The organism is Pseudomonas putida W15Oct28 (assembly GCF_000708715.2).
Taxonomy (GTDB): domain Bacteria; phylum Pseudomonadota; class Gammaproteobacteria; order Pseudomonadales; family Pseudomonadaceae; genus Aquipseudomonas; species Aquipseudomonas putida_R.
Genome location: NZ_JENB01000026.1, coordinates 49,428 through 67,542, shown reverse-complemented (window position 1 = coordinate 67,542; position 18,115 = coordinate 49,428). Strand labels below are relative to the sequence as shown.

The window sequence follows — 18,115 nt, the reverse complement described above, 5'->3', positions numbered from 1 at the left end:
AACGTTTTGATCCCGCCCTCACGCTATACCGGTTAACCCGGCGTGCCGTGGTGGCTGGTCAAAATGTTCAAGCCTCTGCGTTGACGCAATGTGGCAGATCCCGTTCCTCAGTGCGGATTGTTTCTGCCACTTCGATGCAGGTGTCACGATCATGAAAAAAATTGCCATGATCGTATGGAATGAGTTTCTGAATGATGCCCGCGTGCTCAAAGAAGCTCAGACCCTTCAAAAAGCAGGTTATCAGGTTCGAGTGTTCGCACTGCACAAGCCTGGTGTTACCCAGCCACGTGAGACCCTGGAAGACGGCATTCAAGTAATACGCGTTAGTCCTGACATGGTCTCGCTCTGGCCAACAAGAAAGCAGGCCCCGCAAGATGCAGCAGCCAAGGCGCTGCCGCAAAAAGGCTCCCGCTCATCTGCACCCGTGCTGATGCTCCGCGCCTGCGGTAGAGTTTGGGCACATCTCAAGTTCTTTGCCAATGTAGTGAGCTATCGGCCAGACGCCGTTCACGCTCATGATGTGAATACATTGCCTACCGGCTGGCTAGCGGCGATCACTAGCCGGGCACCGCTGATCTACGATGCTCATGAAATAAGTACTAGCCGTGAAGGCTACAAGGGCATCCGGCGAATAGTCGGCTTCATCGAAAAGCATCTGATGCCTCGCGCCTCGGGTGTGATTACCACTACTGAAGCTCGCTCAAAATTCTTTGCCAGGGCGTATGGTGTCGTACGCCCTACGGTTCTTCAGAACAGACCACGCTACCTGTCGCGTTCTAACACCCACCGAATTCGCGATGAACTGGGCCTGGAAAAACAATGGCCTATCATCCTTTATCAAGGTGGCCTGCAGCAAGGACGCGGCTTGCACAAGCTGGTGCATGCTGCGGTGCTAGTTCCCGACGCCTATTTCGTGTTTATAGGCGGTGGTCGCTTGGCACAATCACTGATCAACCTGAGCCAGTCGCTGGGTGTGAGTGATCGTGTGCACTTTATTCCAACCGTAAAATTGGCTGAGCTACCTGAATACACGGCTTCCGCAGACATTGGTGTTCAGCCCATTGAAAATACTTGCTTCAACCACTTCACTACAGACTCAAACAAGCTGTTTGAGTATTTGATAGCCGGCCTTCCAATTGTCGCGACCAACTTGCCTGAGATCAGAAAAGTTGTTGAAAAACATGAGGTCGGTTTGCTCCTGAACGGAAAGGATATCCAAGCACTCGCAACCGCATTGAAAACCTTGATTGAAAACCCAGACATGCGAAAAATCATGGCGGGCAACTCAGATCGTGCGGCATTGGAACTTAACTGGGAAGAGCAGGAAAATAAATTGGTTGAACTGTACAACCAGTTACTGGGTAAAAATGTTGGGGTCCGTTCATGAACCCTAGAATCCTGATTCTTAGTTTTTATTACACACCTGATCTTTCCGCAGGGGCATTTCGGGCAGAAGCACTGGTGAAGTCGCTTCAGCATGAGCTTGGGGACAGTGCTCAGATCGATGTAATTACGACACGCCCGAACCGCTATCATAACTATGTAAAAGACGCACCACAATTTGAGCAAAATGGGGCTATCAGCATCCGCAGAATAGACCTTCCCAGCCATCAAAGCGGGATAGTTGATCAAGCAATTGCATTTGCTGCCTATGCTAAAGCAGTGTTTTCCTCGGTAAAACATAAAAAATATGATTTAGTTGTAGCTACTTCTTCTAGACTAATGACTGCCTCCCTTGGGGCTTTGGTAGCAAAGCGAGTTCGAGCTAGTCTGTACCTGGATATTCGCGATATTTTTGTCGACACTTTGCCAGAGCTATTCCCTTATCGACTTGGCAAGTTAGCCGCGACTGTTTTTTCGCCAATCGAGCGGTGGACAATTCGCCAAGCAAGTCGTGTCAACCTGATTTCACCAGGATTTCTACCGTACTTTTCAAGGCGATATCCGGAGCTTGAGTTTGCACAGTACACCAATGGTGTTGACGAATTATTTTTGCGAATGAAGCCCTCTGAGCCTCGCTCGATGGATACTGATGAGAAGACAAAGCTACGCATTGTCTATGCCGGAAATCTTGGCATTGGCCAAGGCTTGCATATCATCATACCTCAGCTGGCTAAGCGCTTAGAAAATCGTGTTGAGTTTCATTTGATCGGCGCAGGCGGGGCATCGGATCGATTGTTTCGAGAACTGCAGTTACATGGTGTTTCCAACGTTTTGATTAGCCCTCCAATGAAACGTGACAAGTTACTTAAGGCTTACGAATCGGCGGATGTACTATTCCTACACCTGAACGACTTGAAGGCGTTTCGAAAAGTACTGCCATCTAAGCTCTTCGAGTACGCAGCAACAGGTAAACCTATCTGGGCCGGGCTGACCGGCTATGCGCGTCGATTCGCCAACCACCGTATAAATAACATTGCAATTTTCTCTCCCGGCAATATAGAAAGCGCCATTGAAGCTCTTGAAAAACTAATTTTAGAGCCGGTTTGCCGGAAGGAGTTTGTCGCCGAATACTCCAGGTCATTTATCAAGCAAAAAATGGCGCAAGATATATACCAGACCCTCCCTGCAAAGCGCAAAAATGATCATGCATCGGAGAGCCCGAACAAGCTTGCGAACACTGAAACATGACTCAATTTTTTCATGGAAGATTATATAGAGCACATAAATTTATTAAATTGATTAGCGCCGAGCAATCAAGTAAATCTCAAACCAGTTTACACTTAATTAATATTTCAGTTTCTAAGTTTTACGGGGAAGGCAAATGAAAAAATGGGGGCGTCGATGGTTAAAAAAAATGGCGCAAAGTCTAGGTATCTACGAGTCTTTGGTGAAAAACCGAAAGGTAGCTGTTCGCATTGGAATGGAGAAGAACGAGCCGCTTCCAACTGTCGAAGTGGTTGAAAGCAACCGCATCACCTTGACTGCCTCCCCACAGTGGAACAGTGCCGCTGTCAAATCAGGTGATACCGTTTCCGTTCGGGTCGCAGTGACGTATGAAAATACTGCCGACGTAAACCGTAAAGCGCTGCTGCTGGTTAAACTGCTGGACCTTGATGGAGACGAGATTGTCGAGCTAGGCGGCAAGCTCGCACGCTCCAAAAAGCTGAACTCGTATTATAAATACCTGCCTTGCACCCTAGGTAAAGTAGTAACACTTCACGAATTTAAAGTACCTGATGGCGGTGTCAGCCTTGAAATTGGATTCTGCACCTTCAACGCAGCTGCTAACGATGCCATCCATATCGATCAGATTGAAATAATCTCTCGGCAACTCAAGGAAGAACTGATTCAACTGATCCCTCCGTCTGCTGAGGTTCAGGCTATCAGTATCTTGGGCTGGCCAGAATACCCAGAAAACGGCAAGCCATATGTAATCGGTGTCATGGATGAATTCACTACCGGTTGCTTTGAGCAGGAAGTTAATCTGATCCAACCACGGCCGGATAACTGGTATGCCCTGGCTGAAAAATACAAGCCTGCCGCGTTCTTTATCGAGAGCGCTTGGAAAGGTAATCAGGGCAGCTGGCAGTTCCGAGTCGCAGAATACTCTAACAAGCCTGGCCCAGAAATCGCGTTAATGTCCCAATACGCCAGAGAACGTGGAATCCCCATGGTTTTTTGGAATAAAGAAGACCCTGTACATCATGACAAGTTCATGTGCAGTGCCAAACTAGCCGATCATATTTTTAGTACGGATGCTAATACTCGCCCTTCGTATCGCAAAAAAACGGGCAATTCGAATGTTCATGCGCTCCCCTTCGCTGCGCAGCCAAAACTGCATAAGCCCGCACCTTTGGAAGGACGTCTTCCGCGTGCTTGTTTTGCAGGTAGTTGGTACGGAAATCGACATGCGAAGCGTGGCCGTGCAATGCGCTGGTTACTTCAAGCCGGCAACAAACACGGGCTGGATATCTACGATCGCAACTTTGGCACCGGACTATTTTCTTTCCCGGAAGAATATCAGGCTGGAATCAAAGGCAGCCTTCCGTACAAAGAGCTTTGTGCCGAGTACAGCAGGTATCGCGTGTTCCTCAATGTAAACTCCGTGACCGATTCACCTACAATGTTTTCCCGTAGGGTGTTCGAGCTGATGGCTTGCGGTACGCCTGTGGTAAGCACCTATGCTAAAGGCATTGAGGAACTTTTCGAGTCAGACGCTGTTTGGATGGTGAGCAGTGAACAAGAAGCTGAAGAAGCTATTCATACACTGCTGACGGATGACAAAGAGTGGCGCAGACGTAGCTTGCTTGGTATCAGAGAAGTATTCAGCAATCATACCTATGCACATCGAATCAACCAAGTATTCACGAGCGTTGGCTTGCCGCCCGTGAGCAACGTCAACCCCAATATTTTGTTGGTTGCGAAGGCGTACGATGAGATTGATGTGCACAGCTTGGTAAAATTGTGTGACCAACAGATTTATCGTGAATTTTCGATAATTATTGAGTGTCACGGCGGCCCAGAACTCCTTGGGCTACCAAGACCAAACGGTGTTGAACTGGTTCCACCAGGATATCTCGCTAGCGCTTCGTTCGAAAAGAAAGCACTGGAATTTAGCGCTCTTGGCTGGTTGAACCCGCTGGCTGGCTATGGGCGTTACTACCTGCGCGACTTGGCGAACGCGATGAGCTATCAACCGGATGCTAAAGGTTGGGCCAAGTCTCTCAATCGGGACACTTTTGATTTCAATCAAGAGGCCCAATTAGACGGTGCAATTTGGGACCCTAAAGCTTTCCTGGACAGCTGGCGTTTTGCCGAAGCAGGCACGGTAGTAACTGCACCCCAGCTTTATTGTGCCGACAGCAGAGAGTTTTACAGGGCCATGAGTAATCAGAAGGTATCGGGGTTTAAATAATGACCATCAACAAGCGTGTACTTGTCTGCGCCGCCCCCGACTTGAACTTTATTGACGGCTCTTCAATCTGGGCTCAAACCATCACACTGGCGCTAGCGAGCACCCAATGTGCCATCGTAGACTTCGTAGCAAAGAGCAGACCAGAGCGACACGAACTCTTTCAACCATTAATAGATCATCCGAACGTAAATATTATCGATGGCACGCACTCGAGTTATTGGAAGGGCTCTTCTAAGCGGCGCCTTGACTTTACTCAAATGGCGGAGCTTGCTGTAAAGCTCTCAATTGAAGAAAAATATGACGTTTGCTTGGTACGCGGCCTTGATATTGCAAGCAGCCTTCTGAAGTATCCCGAAATATTCAGTCGGACATGGGTTTATTTGACCGACATCCCACAGGATGCTGAGCTTTACTCGCCTGAGCAGCGTGACCTCATGCGCAATATTGCTGCCGGCTGCTCAAAGGTACTGTGTCAAACTGAAGGCTTTGCCGCCTTATGGAAAGCGCTTGCCCCAGACCTTGATGACAGCAAGATTGATATTTACACACCTGTTATCAATGACTTTGAAATACCATCGAAACCGGTTTTCGAGCGAAATCGTATTGCGATATATGCAGGGAAATTCAAAAGCCAGTGGAAAACACTGGAAATGGCTGAAAGCTGGCCGAAAGTTCACACTCTCGTCACCGGCAGCCAACTCATCGTTATTGGAGATAAAATCCACAACGACGCCAAGACGAAAGAATATAGTGCACGAATGAAACATGCACTGGAGAACACTGCGGCGCTCAACTGGATTGGCGCAAAAAGTCGCGAAGGTGTATTTGATCAACTAAAGTTGGCCAAGGTCGGGCTTTCATGGCGCGACGAGAGCATGAATGACACCGTAGAATATTCTACAAAGATTCTTGAGTATGGCGCCGCAGGCTGTGCAGCCATTCTGAACCGAAACCCTTTGCACGAGCAACTGCTCGGTAAAGATTATCCTCTATTTGCCAACAGCATCGAAGAGTTCGAATCGGCTTTGGAAGTTGCGTTGCTGGATGACGAGAAATCGCAGCTGGCAGCTGAACGCCTTCAAGCACTAGCAAGCCGACATACATTCTCGGCCCGGGTTAAAACGATTCATGAGTGGCTAATGACCAGTCAAACGACTACCGCTAAAAAGCCATCCAGCACAAAAAAGCTGAAAGTTTTAGTAGCTGGACACGACTTGAAGTTTTTTGGCCCCTTGCAGCAAAAGCTTCAAGAGTCTGGGTCTTTTGAATTTATCGTGGACCAGTGGAAGGGTCACGATCTGCATGACAAACAGGCCAGCCTGAAACTGCTTAAAGATGCCGACGTCATATTCTGTGAGTGGTGCCTTGGCAATTTGAAGTGGTTCTCAAACAATAAACTCCCACATCAAAAGCTGGTAGCGCGATTCCATGCTCAAGAATCGAAGCTTCCATATGTAGCAGAGGCTAACTGGAAGAACATTGACCATATCGCTTTCGTAAGCGAGAGCATTCGTACAATTGGACTAAGCAACCTCAAAGGTTTTCCAATTGAAAAAACCAGTGTTATTCCAAATATTTTAGATAATTCAAAATTTACCGCCAAGAAGAAAACAGGCGATGCAGCATTTACTATTGGCATGATTGGTGTAGCGCCAAAGAGCAAAAGACTGGATCGAGCTATCGACCTTCTGGAGATCCTTCTTGAGCACGACTCGCGCTATTGCCTCCGCATTAAAGGAAAGCACCCTCTTGATTATGGCTGGCTTTTGAAGCGCAACGAAGAGCGAAATTATTACTCTGCCCTATTCCAAAAAATTAACAGCAACGCAAAACTCAGACATAAAGTTGTCTTTGATCCTCCTGGAGATAATGTCAATGACTGGCTAACGATGGTTGGATATGTACTTTCCCCGTCTGATGCTGAGTCGTTCCATATGGCAGTAGGCGAGGGAATGCTCAGCGGATCAGTACCAATTATCTGGAACTGGCACGGTGCTTCCCAAATATGGCCAACAGAAAACATAATTAACTCATTAGATGACGCGAGAAACTTGATTATCTCAGAGCGAAACAATATCGGCACAATCAAGCATGAGATGTTATTGAGGAACTATTCACCAGAATTGGTATCCAATCAATGGACAAATATTCTTCAATAATTCAATGAGCTGAGTTAATGCTTATCAAACGCCCATCCGATCTGACTTATCTAGCCGAAAAAAGCGCGATCGATTTTATTAAAAAGAATCTTACGACCAATAATCGTAACGATCTAAAAATACTCGAGTCCTGCGCAAAAAATAACGTAGTGGAGCTGCGCGGATTCGCGCGCGAGACTATTAATCTGCGTAATTTCGACTGGAATGAGTTTGGAAAAGATCGCAGTTGGTGGTGGCAAATTCAAGCATTGCCATTCTTAACCTGGTTCATTTCAAGCTATGATCTTCAGACACCCGAAGAGCGAGAGATATATTACAGTTACTGCCTTGATTGCCTGAACAACTGGCAAACAAATAGCATGACCAATAAAGCTTCTCCACTCGCCTGGCATGATCATGCCGCTGCGTTTCGGGTACGTAACATCGTAAATTGGGCGATATTCACTTCGTATGCAGGTCTCGTCCCTTCAGATGAGAGCATCAGAAAAAATATTCTGAATTTGATTGAGAAGCATCTGAAGTGGCTGGCGGAGAGCAGCAACTATTCCAAGCATACAAATCATGGGTTTGATCAGTCCTTGATAATGTATACAATCGCAATGTATTTCGGTGGCAATTATCCGAAATACATAGAGCTTGGTCAAAGACGCTTGATTGATGAGCTTGACTTCGCCTTCACTGAGCAAGGTGTGCATAAAGAAAATAGCCCTGGCTATCAAAAATTTATGCTGTCTCGACTTAATAACCTCTTGTCGCTCGCCGACCTTGGGGACCAAAAGATTTCATCGCGCGCGGAAGAGTTTACCGACAAGGCAACTGCATTTTTAAATGCAATTACGATGCCCAACGATTTACTCCCAATGATTGGAGATACTCGTTGGGATGATAAAAGCGAAAGCGAGCTCCTTTCGGAACATTTAATCGTCCACGATTATTCAGCCTCCGGGTACCTGATTGCCAAAGGAAAAGACTTAAAGTCAAAGGACTTCTATCTCGCCTTTAAAAACTGTCATGATTCAAACTATCATCGCCATGACGACGACCTCTCCATCATATTCTACTATGATGGAAAAATTGTATTTGGGGACGGCGGGCTTTTGAGCCACAACGAAAAGGATGAGAAGAGGATATTTGTAAGATCTCCTCTCGCGCATTGCCTGCCAATATTGCCATTCAAAGCTGAACGTGATCGCTCAAAATTAGTTTCCCCCCCAACACTCAGGATCGATGAAAAGGGACGATTCTGTGGCACAAGCCATATGTACGGAAAAAAAGTTCAGCGCTCAATTGATATTTCTAAAATCCAATTGGGACAGATAGTCATTAAAGACTCGAGCTCTACGGGCGTACCAATAAATTCAAATTTTCTTATCCCAGAACAATCCAGCATGCTGTTCAGAAACAGCTCAGTGACATTAAACTTTGATAACTTTGAAGTTCACTTGGACACAGGTGATAAGCACCTCGAAGCGTCCACATGCCTTGGATGGAATGCAAACGCCCCTGAGTTTAGTGCCATTATCTCTAAACATCTCGGTGTAACTGAAGATGTTAGTCGCCTATGGATTTCTACAGGGGAAGAAAATATTATAACAATAAATTTCAGATAATTAGTATCAACCTTTAACGCCAACTTAACTACTAAATAGCGTAAACATCATGAAAAAACACATTGTACCAGCCCTTCTCGTTGCCCTCTTCGTTGCCGGTTGCGGAGAAACCAAAGCTCCAGAGACTACTCAGCATCAAGAATCTAAATCAAAGCAGTCACTGGTTAGTGGGCCGGACAGCAAGCAAACCTTGACGCTTGCAGACGGTACTGTACTGAACTTCAATGGTAAGCTCATTCGTGAAACCGTGTCGAAAAAGGAAGACGGTGATTTTCAACGGTATATTTTCGAGCTGCCACAGGATTCTATGGCTGTTGAAGGTGAAGTCTTCGCCGCTCTCGCAAAATCTGGTTACGCTCGGATTGTAAAAAGTAGCGATAAAGACGTGTACTCCGTGCATTACAAGAAAAAAGGTCAAGCCCCTATTGGTGCAACATACACAAGTGCTGATAAAAGCACTCAGTTGATGCTGCTGTGGAAAATCTGAGCTAAATCTAGTTCTAGCAAGGTCGCGCATAAAGCGCGACCTTGCCATAATACTTACACACAACCAGGAGCTGAGTGTCTGGTATGTTTTCATTTTATGCAGACGCAAAAAACTTTATTTTCTGGCTTAAATCTGTAGGCCTGAAACTTACACGGATCGTTCCACTTCAGACCCTGATTGTGGTTACTGCCACACTTGTTTCGCAAGCATCATTGCTTATTTCATACTTCCTTCCACTAAAAGTAATTATCATAATAGGGTCCGGCAAAACACCTAACTATTTCCCTTCTTACTTTCAAAGCGTTGACCATAAACACTTGGTCATAGCACTAAGCATTGCGACCGTCTTTTTCTACGGCCTCTATGCGTTAGCGGAAAATATTATTGTGAAATTTTCCGAACGCGGAGCGTTACAGTTAATTCAAAGAAGCCAAAAGATTATTTTATTTAATAATCAAGACGAACTGGCTGCACAAGCGTATCAGCGTTACTCCCGGAGCCTGGCAGCGGGAATATTTATTTCCGCCGCAAGCACAGGCCTTTTAATTATCAACCCATATCTCTTCGCCACTTTAGCGGTCTACGGCATAATTTTTACAATCATAATAGCTTTCACTTATCATAAGTTTGAATTTTTTAGCTCCATCGGAAATACAAGCAAGCTATCTAATCTTGCCGCTTCACTCGGCTTCTTGCTAACTTTCTTCTACATCGTTGGGGAATACCTTACCTTAGGTAACTCGAGCGCTTTGATCGCAATTGTTTCAATTCTAATTGTTAGGCAAACACTACAACGCCTCAGCAACTTAATAGTTGACCTCAACTATCTACACCTAAATCGCATACAGGTGAATGCACTATTCTTCCACGGACACGCGCTAGCGTCACCTGACCAAGTTAAAGATCAAGATTTTTGGAAAGCCTTAGAGTTATCTGAAAGAAACACTTGGATTCAAAGCGCACTGAATGAAATCACTGATGATTCTATTGACGTACTATCATCCAAATGGTTTCAGGTCGCCACTACTGACACAGCGGCCTTTGAGGTCACTGCTCGCTCAGCGAAGAACAAAAACGATAGCGTGTATCTTGTTAAACTTTTCAATAAATCAAGAAGAGACTTGGCGCTACAAGAGGCTACCATCTTGGCGGCATGCAGAGATCTTAAACTTCCAACCCTGCAGTTTTCTGGTACCACGATGGTCCAGGGCTTTCATTGCATAGTTTTTCTCATGGATGGTGAGAGTTCAATTACATTCCGGGAAGTTAAAGCAAAAAAGCTAGAGCTGTTTGGAAGTCTGCTTGCTATTGAGCCCCCTGCGTCACTTATTTCTCGGTTCTTACGTTCGAAACCTTTGCTCTGGGACCGTTTGAATGATGCAATGATTGACAGGATCATTGTAGCCGCCAGTGATGAATCTACACGCGAGAATATCAAGGTATTCAAATCAGAACTGCCAATCATCAAGGCCACCCTACAAAGGCTGCCGTTACAGTTTATAAATACAGACATTACGCCTGACACAGTAAGAATAGACTGCAGTGGCCATGCAAAGCTAAGCCAATGGGGAAGGTGGACGCTAGAACCTATCGGTGCATGCTGGCCTGTAACGGAAAGCGAGCTTAAATGCATTTCACCCTGGATAAAGAAATCTAGGGCATCTAGAAAGTCACTAGCCAATATTGATAACAAAGAGATTTTATTGGCTGCTTTTGTACACTCATTTGAACGTTGCGTAGTACGTCAACAATTTTTGGCAGCTAACGAATTGGTACCGGACATATTAAGAATCAACTCCGAAATCCAAGCTCTGGCGCCCTCGCTGGCTTGAGATAGCAAATTTGGCAGAAAGAGACTATCTCTTTCTGCCAATACTGCTCAGAAATTAATACCCGAAAAATTGAATGCAAACTTACGTTCGAACTTTATTGGCGCTCTGTATGCCAGTCGTAAAGTCTGCGCTAGATTATGTCTATCACTGCCAATGTAGTGAATCCTGGTAACAACCCATTCGCCATCAAGCTCGTCGGGCTTTATTATTCCCAAAACGGAATAGTCTCGGTATAGCCACACCCCCCCCCCTTCAAAGCGAACATGGATATCTGGCGCAAGCACAAAACCATGCTCACCAACTGATTTATCAGCTGTAGAAATCTGATCAGAAATTCGCAGGGAATTGTTATTCAACTCAAATCGGCGACTAAATTTCACACCCGGCATGCGCTGCTGTTGCCCTTCAAGGACAAAGCCTTCATCTGTTTCACGCCATTCGGTAAACTTAGATTCACCGTTAGTTCTACCACGATTTGAGTACTGAACGCTATCTAAACATACCGTGCTATGGTGGTCGGCATTCCTAAGTGCGTTAGTTGTCTCTTTATCCACTTGATCCGAATACCCAGGGTCATCGAAGATCATTTGGCCGTCAAGCTCAAGACAGAACGATAAATCATCATCCTGTTTGTGGTTCGCTGAATGCCAGGCGCAAACAGAAACAAAATGAATACGGCGCCTTGAGTCTGCCTGTTTCACATAAGAGAAAAAACCATTTTCACAGAACAGCCTATTGTTTGGCATCCCTAAAGAAACAACGTCTTCTTCAGACGGTACCATTTCAGGGCATAACTTCCGAATACTTGCATTCGGACGCCTAAAGGAATCACCAACTGGAATATATTCATCGTTTGTACGAGTAAAAAACTTAAGCAGCTTCTGTGTCGCACCCGACAAATCTATATTGCCAAAGTTTTTGTCAAGGCCATCAAATTTCGATGCTGCCTTTAAAAACTTATTAGCAACAGGATAATTATACTCCTGATATGATATAGAATGCTCTTGAGTCAAGCCGCCGGAATCAAATATACTCTGAAGCGACTTCATCCCCCTACTCACAACGTACTTCGGGATACTCTTATCTGGATGACCGATAATCGAAATTGCGTTGAGAAGCGATATATCTGCCATCACCCCGTGGTTATGCCCGCTCCGATATACTTTTTCCGACAAAAGCGTTGCCATATCAGCACGCAGTATCTCTTCGCAAAGCGCTGATACTGGATGGTCATCTGCCGCTAGGAATTCATATCTAAGCCGTAATAGTTCATCAATGCGTATCGACGTTGTGTGGTCACCAATGCGTGAGCCAACCATATCGTTAGCTTGCCTTGCCTTACAATGGAAGTCATAAAAACTAACAATTACCGCTCGCTTGGTTTCCAAAGGCACGCTTTTGATCAACCAGCGCAAGCTCAGAAAATTGTGACGCCAGTTAAGCACTTTGAAAGGGTCCATAGCCCAATCTATGGGCTCAACCAACTGAACGTTATCAAACTTTCCATATTTAAGTAAATGCACAGATCCATCCACACCGTTGCCCACTAATTTAACCCCACTGATTTCGCAAGCTGAACACACACCATGCAAACTCAGATTTTAACTCATGCAGAGATCAGATAACACTCCACACATAAACAATTGAGCAAAATTTGATATTATATCAGCCCAATCATTTGAATTCAGCCAACCGGACTCAAGTCAACTGAACCTTTCCTTCAACCATCTCACGACGAAAGTACTTATTGTGCACATTTTTACCAATCCTGATGAACGGCTTCTCCACAAAAGTATAAATCATTGTAGCCACAAAGATCGTGATCACCGTGGCCAAGAGCATCCTTGAGAAGCCTAACGTCTCGCTCCAAACCGGGGGGTTGTACTTCAATAGGATTTTAATAATCAGGAAGTGCGATATGTACATCGAATAGGAAATATCACCCAAAAAACTCAATATACTGCTCTTGAAAATTTCAACATTTGCCTTTTCTAAGACGACAATACCCGAGACCAAAACCAGTGCTCTTATCCCATATCCCTGCGGACCAAACCCTGGCTTATAGTTCGCGGCGAACATAACTAGGAACAAACCGAGGCAGCTCCAGAAATAGATCAATGCGGGCGCTCGAGGTATACTGATGCTCTTATTCATGTAAAAACTAGCAAACATCATACCCACTACAAACTCAAGTAAGTAGGTTGAAGAAAGCATTTTGAGAATCCCAGTCCACTGAGATGTTGTTTCTAAATCTAATGTTTTGGCGGCGCTGATTTCTACAGAACCATTAAAAATAAGATTGAGCGAAACAATACTCGCCACCAACAACGCCGAAGCTACTAACGCCCGATGTTTGTGGCTTATTGAAATGGCTAAGCAAAATACAGCATAAAACAAAATCTCATAAGTCAGTGTCCACGGCGGACCCATTAGGTTAAATCCAAATGTGGGCGCCGGCATGTTATAGTCTTTATTAAGGGGTATAACTGCTTTCAGCAGCTCTACGACCGGCTGATTACTGTAGATTGTGAGACTACCCACCACCCAGCATATAATCAATGCGGGGTATATTCTAAACACCCTTCGCGTGAGGAAGGAGCCTGGTTTATTTGCTTTTTCATTGGCGGATGCAACCATGATAATGAAACCGCTAATCATGAAAAATATATCAACGCCTGACGCACCCGACTGTAACAGGCTCCTGCCTAAGTTTGCATCAGCATAGACATTGTTCAATAATCCACGAAAGTGAAAAAGCACAACAATAAGCGCAGCTATGCCACGCATGTAATGAATTCCAAGAAGCACTCATTTCTCCCCAAGTTTCAATCGCACCAAAATCCCACAGTGCCAATTATTGTATTATCTGGGCTGCAACTGCATCTACACCGTCCAGACAAGAATCAAAATTCATATTCGCGTACAAGGAGACGACCAGGTTCGGCATACCCCTTAACTCCAATATGCCGCCGCGCTTTCCTTCAGCTTCTATCCAAACCAGTCAGCACATTTGGAATTTTTTCATAGAGCTTAATAGAACCCACTTTACTCAAGTGACCACCATCTCTATAGAGCGGCACACCATCCAGGCTGGTTCTGCAAGTTTCCTTGTCACAGATATAGTCAGATAGATACACAACTTTCACACCATAGTTCTTTTCGACGTCCTTTAGCAGAGCATTGACAGCCCTGTGTGTACGTTCAAATGTTGGTCTGTCCGCAATACACTTAGCTGACTGCAGCGTGGAGACCCCGCTTGCCACCTCATTTTGGAGGCATGAAAGCGTTTTTCTGCTAATAGACGGCGGCGGCGAAATGACCACGACCTTTTTCCCCATCGCCTTTAGCTTGGATACGATAATACCCATATCTTTCTTCGCTCGCGCAAGCCCTGACTTCTCAACTTGCATCCTACCATCAGCGCCAAAAGAAATTGTTTCATAGGTGTCAACTGTATACTGCCAGTATGAGCCAGCCAGAATTACAGTATCAATAGACTTCGTCTTTTCAATAAACTTTAGCGTGCTATCATTAAATGCCACACACTGACGAGCCTCGCTTTCAAACTGAGCTCTTTTAGTATTTGGCGCGGCATTTAAAAAAGGCGCACAAAAACTTCTCGTGGCCTGTCGAATATCAATCTTTTGCGACAATGAAATACCAGGAACATTATGCATTGCAAACGAATCGCCCCAAACAATCACGGACGGATCATCTGAAGTCTTGCAACTTGCAGAATCCGTGTAGACTCGCGCACCGCATTTTTTATCCAGCCCGTAGTTCGGAGAAAATATTTCACTTACCCTTTCTGTGGAGTTGGCCTGAAGAAAGAAGTGCATGCAGAGCACCAAAACAAAAGCAGAAGATGGAAATATCATTAACGACGGCTTTATCCCGTAGTTAAACTTCCTGAAAGGCTCTTCTACTAAGCGATACATAGCAATTGCCAGAACCAAAGATGCGGCCAGCAATGTAATCTTAGATGACAGACTGAGACTATCGCTTGAAACATTGACAAAAGCAATCAGAGGCCAATGTACTAAGTACAAGGAATAGGATAAATTACCAAGCCTGTTCACAAATAGCATGCGCCCCTCAATATTCAAGAGACGATGATTTGCGATTAACACTACTGCAGTAGCAAAGCACACAACTAGCGCATCGATACCTGGGTGTGGCAAGTTAGAATTAACGAACGGCGTTGCAAGCAAAATAGCAAAAGCAGGCAAGGCCAGCTTTAAACAACAACGCTTAACGTAATCATTAGACACCAGCATGGATGCAATGCTACCAATCAGTAACTCCCATGCCCGGGTCGGAAGCAAATAGAATGCCACCGACTGATTACTGGCTGAAAGATACAAGCAGCCAATAAAGCTAGCAGTAGCCAAAACAACAAGCGCATTTCTTCTATATTTTAGAGAAACACATGCAAGCAACGCAGGCAATACAAAATAAAATTGCTCCTCCACCGCAAGTGACCACATGTGTAGAAGCGGCTTTGTCGCAGACTCAATATCGAAATACCCGGCTTGGCTAAGCAATACAAAATTAGTCGAGAAAGTCAGTGCACCGATGACTTGTTGCTTCATCGACTCGACTTGCATGGCCGGAAGGAAAAACTTTGCTGCCACTATAGTCGCAAGAATAGTGACGAATGAGGCAGGCAGTAATCTTTTAGCCCGACGGAGGTAGAACTGCCTGAACGAAAAGTCATTTCGCTCCAACCCCTTGGATACAATCGATGTAATCAGAAATCCTGAAATTACAAAGAATATATCGACACCCAAATATCCATATTTAAATCCAGGCAACGCCAAGTGCTCAAAAACTACAAACGCAACTGCCAGCCCTCGAAGAACTTGTATATCAACCCTGACTGTAGACATCGAAATCCCGATTTGTTTTTTTGCGATAGGCGCGAATTATATATCTAAAGCTCACGGGAACCAAGGGCACGAAAAAGGTGTCACGTGGCATGCATCCACTCCGAACGGGCTCTCATACCTACAATGGGGACATCGGACAGACAATTGAAAAAACTTTTGCGCACAGCATGGAGTCCAGGCTTCAAGCTAACCTCATTTGGCTTTTCGGCGCGCTAGGCTCTGTACGAAATCCCGTGAAATCCAATCGCGGCGCCGCGAACGCTGAGGTTTTGTAGAGTCCCACGCCATCGACGGAAAGGAATTCTGTGATGGCAAAGCGTTATGAACTCTCGGACGAGGCCTGGACTGTGGTCGCCGATCTTTTCACTGAAACCCATAGTCGGGGGCGGCCCCGCCTGAGCGACCGCCTGATGCTGGATGGCGTGCTCTGGGTGCTCTGTTCGGGCGCTGCGTGGCGAGACATGCCCGAGCGCTTCGGACCTTGGTCAACGGTGTATCAACGGTTTCGCGGCTGGCGAAATCAGGGGACGTTCGATCAGATGCTCAAACGCTTGCATCTGAGACTGAATGAGGAAGGCTTGATCGATCTGCAAACCTGGATGATCGACTCAACCGCAGTACGCGCAACCCGAGCCTCATCTGGCGCTCGGAAAAAAGGGGGCCTGACGAGCCTGCCGATCACGCTCTAGGCCGCAGTCGCGGCGGCCTGACAACCAAAATTCACATGCTCTGCGATGCCAACGGAACTCCGTTGCGCTTCCTTCTCTCTGGCGGTCAAGCCAGTGATATCAGCTACGCCCAACCACTGTTGGATGGGGTCAGCATTCCGTCGAGCCAACGAGGCCGCCCGCGTAAACGCTGCAAATGGCTACTTGCCGACAAGGGCTACGACGCTGAAGCGCTACGCCGCTACTGCGACCAATATCGAATGCAGCCCGTCATCCCGATGCGCTCAATGAAGCGCAAACCCAAGCCTGGCTTACCCAGACTGTTTGATCGGCCCAAGTACCGACAGCGCAACATCATCGAGCGCATGTTTGGCTGGCTGAAAGAGAACCGCCGCATCGTGACACGCTTCGACAAGCTCGCAAAAAGCTATGCCGCTATGGTCTCGCTGGCTTGTTCCATGCGGTGTTTGCGACATCTCTTTTCGTACAGAGCCTAGGAAATGGGTTGACGCAGCCTAGCAGGCAGCTGACCTTACGCCGTAAGCAAGCGCGCCTTGTCTCTCACGAAGAGCTAGGTGCAATGAGATGGCTATGGGTTGTCTAGCAGATTCTCGCCACGGTGATGTGACTAGCTTGGCTGCCAGCAAGCAGAGAATGCGATAGGGGGCTCCCGTTACGCGACTGACCGACCCCCTACACTCGGCCATTACATGACGAAAAGTGCATTTATGACCAAAAAAAGACGCCATCTTGGGGCGCGGCACGAATTCCTCGGTATCTCGCGCGAACTGACGGCTCAGTTTGTTAACAGGCCGATGAGCGCTACAGCTATCTAAAACGCCTTGTAGCGTCTACATTGTCGACCGTGAAAACGACATGCTCATACCTCCGAACAAGCCACCGACAACCCATGCCATCGCTCACTCGTCGCGATATACAACTGGTCTACAGCACCGAGTACAGCCAGAGGTACCAACACCATAGATCGCCACTGCCACCCGGTTACGCTGGAAGTGCTGTATGCCCGCCAGAATCATCGCTCAGTTGATCATCGGAACGGCGTGCTGTTTATCGATAACTTCGAAGCTGTCAACGCCCGCAGTCATACGCAGTGTCGCCTTGGCGACGTGGTTGCTACTTGTGTCCCATTAGCAGGTGCGAGGGCGCAGTCGATAACAGCGGACCCTCTGGAGAGTCTGCTCATCACCCCACACCAGTGCCACAATCAGCTTCTGTCTTCATTCTGTATCCAGCTAGCCCAGGAAAATGAAGATGGCCTCAGGTCATACACCCTGACCGTGCCGCATGGACTGCCGTCAAGCTTTCCAATAATGAAATAGAACTACTTGTTCGCCACCTCGTCCTGTTTGTTATTTCTTATCTTCTGCCGCTGCGCCTCAACGTCATCGCCAACGAATACAGGTGCTTATTGTACTTGTCGCCAGTACGCAACTGGATGATAAAGGCTGCATCAACTTCGTTAACCAGACGAATCAAATAGTTTTTCTGGTAAAAATTATCAATAATCCCTTTCGTGGATATTGACATAGCCAATGAGCTGTTCAATACCCACGAAACGTACGCAGTATTTACGATGGCAACGGGTGCCATT

11 protein-coding genes are annotated in these 18,115 nt (G+C 46.3%); 8 read left to right on the top strand and 3 right to left on the bottom strand.

The features are described from left to right. Positions 1 to 151: 151 nt before the first annotated feature. The 7 genes from AK81_RS18445 to AK81_RS29675 all read left to right on the top strand — a co-directional run bounded on the left by AK81_RS18445 (position 152) and on the right by AK81_RS29675 (position 10,946). Complete coding sequence (locus AK81_RS18445; RefSeq protein ID WP_043201099.1) at positions 152 to 1,387, top strand: glycosyltransferase family 4 protein; 1,236 nt, start codon at positions 152 to 154, stop codon at positions 1,385 to 1,387. Then, the gene (locus AK81_RS18440; protein WP_043201097.1) at positions 1,384 to 2,631 is read left to right on the top strand and encodes a glycosyltransferase family 4 protein; all 1,248 of its coding nucleotides are present in this window, start codon (positions 1,384 to 1,386) and stop codon (positions 2,629 to 2,631) included. The genes AK81_RS18445 and AK81_RS18440 overlap by 4 nt, the downstream gene beginning before the upstream one ends. Before the next feature lie 133 nt (positions 2,632 to 2,764). After that, positions 2,765 to 4,858 (top strand): CgeB family protein, encoded by a 2,094-nt coding sequence (locus tag AK81_RS28510; RefSeq protein ID WP_081042103.1) that lies wholly within the window; start codon positions 2,765 to 2,767, stop codon positions 4,856 to 4,858. Further along, the gene (locus AK81_RS18425) at positions 4,858 to 7,017 is read left to right on the top strand and encodes a glycosyltransferase family protein (RefSeq protein ID WP_206542915.1); all 2,160 of its coding nucleotides are present in this window, start codon (positions 4,858 to 4,860) and stop codon (positions 7,015 to 7,017) included. The genes AK81_RS28510 and AK81_RS18425 overlap by 1 nt, the downstream gene beginning before the upstream one ends. Positions 7,018 to 7,034: 17 nt before the next feature. Beyond that, a complete protein-coding gene (locus AK81_RS28505) occupies positions 7,035 to 8,627 on the top strand; it encodes a heparinase II/III family protein (protein ID WP_081042102.1) in 1,593 nt (530 codons plus the stop codon). A gap of 49 nt (positions 8,628 to 8,676) precedes the next feature. Further along, the gene (locus AK81_RS18415; RefSeq protein WP_043201094.1) at positions 8,677 to 9,114 is read left to right on the top strand and encodes a hypothetical protein; all 438 of its coding nucleotides are present in this window, start codon (positions 8,677 to 8,679) and stop codon (positions 9,112 to 9,114) included. Positions 9,115 to 9,188: 74 nt separating this feature from the next. Further along, positions 9,189 to 10,946: a hypothetical protein gene (locus AK81_RS29675; protein WP_154100813.1), complete on the top strand. Its 1,758-nt coding sequence runs from the start codon at positions 9,189 to 9,191 to the stop codon at positions 10,944 to 10,946. Between the two features lie 47 nt (positions 10,947 to 10,993). Here the strand turns inward: AK81_RS29675 and AK81_RS28500 are convergent, their stop codons facing one another. The 3 genes from AK81_RS28500 to AK81_RS28495 all read right to left on the bottom strand — a co-directional run bounded on the left by AK81_RS28500 (position 10,994) and on the right by AK81_RS28495 (position 15,835). After that, positions 10,994 to 12,469 carry a heparinase II/III domain-containing protein gene (locus tag AK81_RS28500; RefSeq protein WP_160325560.1) on the bottom strand — a complete coding sequence of 492 codons (1,476 nt, stop codon included), beginning with the start codon at positions 12,467 to 12,469 and terminating at the stop codon, positions 10,994 to 10,996. Positions 12,470 to 12,644: 175 nt separating this feature from the next. Further along, the gene (locus AK81_RS18410; RefSeq protein ID WP_043201092.1) at positions 12,645 to 13,733 is read right to left on the bottom strand and encodes an acyltransferase family protein; all 1,089 of its coding nucleotides are present in this window, start codon (positions 13,731 to 13,733) and stop codon (positions 12,645 to 12,647) included. Positions 13,734 to 13,927: 194 nt separating this feature from the next. Further along, positions 13,928 to 15,835 carry an acyltransferase family protein gene (locus AK81_RS28495; RefSeq protein WP_081042100.1) on the bottom strand — a complete coding sequence of 636 codons (1,908 nt, stop codon included), beginning with the start codon at positions 15,833 to 15,835 and terminating at the stop codon, positions 13,928 to 13,930. A 308-nt stretch (positions 15,836 to 16,143) separates the two neighbouring features. Between AK81_RS28495 and AK81_RS28490 the strand changes: the two genes are divergently transcribed. Beyond that, a protein-coding gene (locus AK81_RS28490; RefSeq protein ID WP_154100812.1) for an IS5 family transposase occupies positions 16,144 to 17,000 on the top strand; the annotation gives its coding sequence in 2 pieces (ribosomal slippage) (positions 16,144 to 16,482 and positions 16,485 to 17,000; 855 coding nt in all). The last annotated feature ends 1,115 nt before the right edge of the window (positions 17,001 to 18,115 follow it).